The sequence below is a fragment of the Actinosynnema sp. NPDC023658 genome (assembly GCF_040639995.1).
Classification (GTDB): Bacteria; Actinomycetota; Actinomycetes; order Mycobacteriales; family Pseudonocardiaceae; genus Actinosynnema.
The window spans coordinates 1-3402 of the sequence record NZ_JBFAAX010000617.1 but is presented as its reverse complement, the minus strand read 5'-3'; the positions used below and the strand labels follow the sequence as shown (position 1 = coordinate 3402).

Genomic DNA, 3402 nt, shown 5'->3' with positions numbered 1-3402 from the left:
GGTGGCCTCCGTCGTGTCCGCCCTCACCTTCTTCGCCTGGCGCGGCGTTCCCCCTGCTCCTCCCCGGTGGGAGTCGACCCGGTGGTGCGGACCCGGCCGTCGCGCCGTGAACTCGTTAGCGAAGCGAGCAATCGTCATGCACCATTCGGTGGTGACCGATCACGACGTCCGCGTCCTGGACGACTCCCAGTACCGAACCGCACACGGCCTGTTCCGCGGCGCTCTCCACCACAAGCCCGCGCCGGACGACGTGTGGGAGTTCGTGCGGGAGTCGTACGACCCGGGGCGGACGTTCGGCGCGTTCGCGGACGGCGAGATGATCGGCACGGTGCAGGCGTTCCCGTCGCGGCTCGCCGTGCCCGGTGGAGCGGTGGTGCGGAACGCGGCCGTGAGCCGGGTGGGCGTGCGGGCCGACTGGACGCGCCGCGGCGTGCTGAGCGCGTTGCAGCGGGCGCAGCTCCGGGCGCTGCGGGCGGACGGGGACGTGGTCGCGACGCTGCGTGCGACCGAATCCGCGATCTACGGCCGCTACGGCTACGGCGTGGCCACCCGCTACCGGTTCCTGAAGATCGACCGTCGCAAGGCCGTGCCCCGCACGCGCCCGGTGGGCCGGGTGCGGCTGGTCGAGGGCGAGGAGGGCGAGCGGATCGCGCTCGCGTTGTTCGACGAGCTGTCACCGGGACGTGCCGGCACGATCGCCCGCTGGCCCGCGTGGTGGGGCATGAACGTCCGGCGCGGGGCGGTCGAGGAGAACCTCAAGATCGCGGTGCGCTCGGGGTCTTCGGGTGCGTCGGGTATCTCCGGTACTTCGGACGACGTCGACGGCTACGCGGTGTTCAAGGTGGTGCCCGGCGACTACGAACCCGGCGTCCACAAGCCGACGACGCTCGTCGTCATGGACCTGTGGGCGCGGAACGCCGAGGCGTGGGCCGACCTGTGGCTGTTCGCGCTCGGCGTCGACTTGGTCGACCAGGTCACGACGTTCGGCCGGCCCCTCGACGAGCCGGTGGAGTGGCTGCTGACCGACCACCGCGCGTGCCAGGTCGTGCAGGAGACCGACGAGACGTGGCTGCGCCTGCTCGACGTGCCGGCCGCCCTGGCCGCCCGGACGTACCGCGACGGTGAGCCGGTCGTGATCGGCGTGCGCGACGCGTACCTGCCGGAGAACTCGGGCTCGTACCGCATCGCGCCGGACGGCGTGACGCGCGTCGACGACGCCCCCGAACTGCTGCTGGACGTCGACGTCCTCGCCTCGACCTACCTGGGTGGCGTGTCGTTCGCGACGCTCGCCGCGACCCGGCGCCTGGACTTGGTCGCCCCCACGGCCCTCGCCCGCGCCGACGCGTTGTTCGCCGTGTCCGAAGTCCCCTGGTGCGGCACCTACTTCTGACCTCTGCCCCCTGAGGTTCCCGCTCTCCGGGTGCCTTCTCCCGACGGTCCGGTCGTCAGGGCCTCAACCGCCCCACCTTGTCCGCGTCACCGCGCAGCAGGTCGTCGTGCGCGAGCACGAAGTCCCCGTTGGGCACGCGACCGTAGGCGACCTGCACGCCGATCACCCGGTCGGGCAGGAACTCGCGCAACTTGTGCCGCATCGCGCGGCCGTGGTCGACGGGGTGACCCCACTCCGGCCCGACCTCGTCCGTGCCGAAGACGAGCCAGTGGTCCGGCCGGACCCACGCGTCGAGGTCCGGCACCTCGCCGGTGTGGCTGTCCAACGCGGGCACGACCAGGCGATCCGGGTCGATCGGGCGGTACCAGAGCAACAACGGCTTCGCCCACCGCGCGTCGGCGTTGTCGAAGCAGCACAGCACGATCGTGTGGCCGGGGAACACGTCGGCGTAGAACTGGAAGAGTGCGTCCCCCACCCGCGGCCGCTTGTGCGGCGGCACCTGCTCCAACGCCTGCGGGATGCGCGTCGGGTCCGAGGCGAGCACGACCGTGTACACGTCGTGCTCGAACACCTCGACCCCGTGATCCAGCCAGTCCATCGTGGCCGCCCCGCCGGCCATGAGCACGGGCGGCCGCACCGCGTCGACCATCCTCGTCAACACCGCGCCGTCACGGCCCACCGACAGGAAGTTCTCCCGCGTCATGCCCGCGGCGGGCACGTGCAGCACCATCGCGTTCGGCCCGGGAGCCAGGTTCGCGACCCGGTTCTGGTAGCCGAGCACCTCGATGCGCCCGTGCACCGGGTGCCCACACCGCCCCGCGTAGGCGAACGTGCCGCTGAAGTCGGCGTCGTCAGTGGAAACGCACATGCCGCGACGGTAACAACCCGCCCACCGCCCCGACTCCGCCTTCCACCCCGCTGGACTCCGGCATCGGCGTCTGCTGCCGGGGATTGTGCGGATGGTGCCGGTCGTGAGTGGAGCCGGCGTGGTGAACCGGCGATCGTCAGCGGCGCTCCAAAGCGGACAGCAGCCTGGGCAGCGAACTGCCCAAGCCCCAACGCCGGGTCAACTCCGCGACGCGGTCCGGATCGACCGGCGCGGCGGGCACGACGTCCGAGCGGTCCATGACGATGTCCGCGTCGGTCGCCACGTTGACCACGGTGGGCGCGACGGCCAGGTAGTCCTGGGCGTTGAGCAGGGCGGTGCGGGCGCGGGTGGTGAGCTTGCGGTCGCGGCCGTCGTGCACGGCGTCGAGCACGGCTTGCAGCGACCCGAACTCGCTGATCAGCTTCGCCGCCGTCTTCTCCCCGATCCCGGCCACGCCGGGCAGGCCGTCCGACGGGTCGCCGCGCAGCACGGCCATCCCGGCGTACGCGCGCCCGGCGTCCTGGACCGGCAGCGCGTACTTGGCGGCCAACTCCTCGGGCCCGAGCAACTCCGCCTTCGCCCACCCGCGGCCGAGGTAGAGCACGCGCACGGGGGTCGGCTCCTCGCGCACGACCTGGAACAGGTCGCGGTCGCCGGTGATCACCTCGACCGGGTCGGCGGTCTCGTGGGCGGCGAGGGTGCCGATCACGTCGTCGGCCTCGTAACCGGCGGCCTCGGCGGTCGCGATGCCGACCGCGTCGAGCACGTCGAGGATGATCGGCACCTGCGGGGTGAGGGTGTCGGGCACCTCCTCCTCGCCGTCGGCGGCCCCCGCGGCGACGCGGTGCGCCTTGTACGACGGGAGCGCGGCCACCCGGAACTCCGGCCGCCAGTCCGCGTCCAGGCAGGCGACCAGGCGGCCGGCCTTCCGGTCGGTGATGACCCTGGCGATCGTGTCCACGAACCCGCGGACCGCGTTGACCGGTGTGCCGTCCGGGGCGGTCATCGACTCGGGCAGGGCGTAGAACGCCCGGAAGTACAGGCTCGCGGCGTCCATCAGGACCAGCGGATTGCTCACCCGGGACAGCTTGCCAGAGACCACCGACATCACCCATTGCGCGCACCCGTTGCCGCGATCCGTTGC

3 protein-coding genes are annotated in these 3402 nt (G+C 72.3%); 1 reads left to right on the top strand and 2 read right to left on the bottom strand.

From position 1 onward, the window contains the following. Positions 1-151: 151 nt before the first annotated feature. Positions 152-1390 (top strand): GNAT family N-acetyltransferase, encoded by a 1239-nt coding sequence (locus tag AB0G02_RS32175; protein WP_360801661.1) that lies wholly within the window; start codon positions 152-154, stop codon positions 1388-1390. A gap of 55 nt (positions 1391-1445) precedes the next feature. On the opposite strand, the gene AB0G02_RS32170 is transcribed toward AB0G02_RS32175, so the two are convergent. Both AB0G02_RS32170 and AB0G02_RS32165 read right to left on the bottom strand, forming a co-directional pair. Then, entirely contained in the window at positions 1446-2258 is an 813-nt protein-coding gene (locus tag AB0G02_RS32170) for a hypothetical protein (RefSeq protein WP_360801658.1), read from the bottom strand. 136 nt (positions 2259-2394) lie between these two features. Beyond that, the gene (locus tag AB0G02_RS32165) at positions 2395-3336 is read right to left on the bottom strand and encodes a 5'-3' exonuclease (protein ID WP_360801655.1); all 942 of its coding nucleotides are present in this window, start codon (positions 3334-3336) and stop codon (positions 2395-2397) included. Positions 3337-3402 lie beyond the last annotated feature (66 nt).